Annotated in this window: 1 protein-coding gene; it reads right to left on the reverse strand. The window is 41.8% G+C overall.

Annotation, left to right across the window (positions count from 1 at the left end; translation table 11 throughout):
• Window positions 1-213 precede the first annotated feature (213 nt).
• Complete coding sequence (locus tag F3F93_RS12315; protein WP_176959499.1) at window positions 214-1,182, reverse strand: hypothetical protein; 969 nt, start codon at window positions 1,180-1,182, stop codon at window positions 214-216.
• Between the last annotated feature and the right edge of the window lie 154 nt (window positions 1,183-1,336).

Genomic DNA, 1,336 nt, shown 5'->3' on the forward strand with positions numbered 1-1,336 from the left:
GATAAACCACCCGATCAAAGCCAATCAGGCGATGATCGGGGGATAAATAAGCAAGTTTGCCAAAATTCGCGCTCGAAACAGGGGCGAGGAAAAATAATCAGGGGTTATTCAGAGCATCCCTAATGTTATTAAACGTTGTCGCGAATGCGTCACAAAACATTTTGTGACCTACCACCAACCTCAAAACATGATAAACACTATAAAGTTATTTCCCTAATCACACAGATCCCACTTCTCAGAGGCACTCCAATACACTGAACCAGCACTCATCTCCATTCCATCAACTATGGGGTTCCCCCGCATCTGACGAGCATCGCTTTCCCACCCTTTGATGCGAATCAATATATTTTTCCTGTTTGAAGAAACATTTTCTACTATGGCAATGCCTTTCACTTTTCGGGAATAGTTACTAACAACTGGAACCACAAAGTATTCAAGCCCAAATCGCCGTCTTTCAAAATCTTTTTCAGGATGAGTCATTGTGGCATTAATGCACACTTCAGTACCAAAATTATCCTTCATATACTCTTGTCTTTTTTTCCAAGCCTCATATTGCCTTTCTTCAGCAGCCCTTTTAGCCCTCGCCCTTTCTTCTTTTTGTATTCGTCTTTGAACCACACCCTGTTTATATCCAGAAAGCTCTTTTTGGATAGATGGTTCGAGATAAGAAATCATCGCATCAAATGCCTCAAAGTCTTTTTCTGAAATCGTGCGGGCAATTGAATTCATCCTATGGACGCTGGGTGAGCACGCGCCTGATCTGGCTAGCTCTATCTCGACCGGATCACTAAAATCAGCAATGCTTCTAAAGTGTAAAGAACACTCATCTGGAGTCAGCCTAGCACCAGCAATAACAAGAGGTTTAACAAGTTCTATAGAATGAGTCGCAGTCTGAAGAGGGGTCAGAGTTTCTTCACCTCGACAATGTTTGTACGTTGCATAATCACAAAGTAGGTATGGCTTGTTCACATCAGCTCCGCCTTTAATGGCCTGGTTGAGCATATTAATATTCCGCGCTTTATTAATACTACCATTCATGTTTATTTTCTGTACTGACTGGTTGAGCAACACCTGAGGGTTCTTACTATATCTAAAATTACCATCACTATCCGTACTCATATTATTTGATGCGCATGAATAAAGAGCCAAGCACGACAACATAACCAACACATTCTTTAACAAATCACCCCTCCAATAAACAACACTTTCCACTGCTGTCCGGTTAAAGATTTAGCAGTAAGAAAGTAGGCCTGAATTCCCAACGTTTGTGGTACATTTGTAGTTGTCGAGACAGCAAATTTACCGCGCGGAGAACCCAGGCCATGAAGCACACTAA

The sequence above is a fragment of the Mariprofundus sp. KV genome, assembly GCF_013387475.1.
In the GTDB taxonomy this organism is placed as follows: domain Bacteria; phylum Pseudomonadota; class Zetaproteobacteria; order Mariprofundales; family Mariprofundaceae; genus Mariprofundus.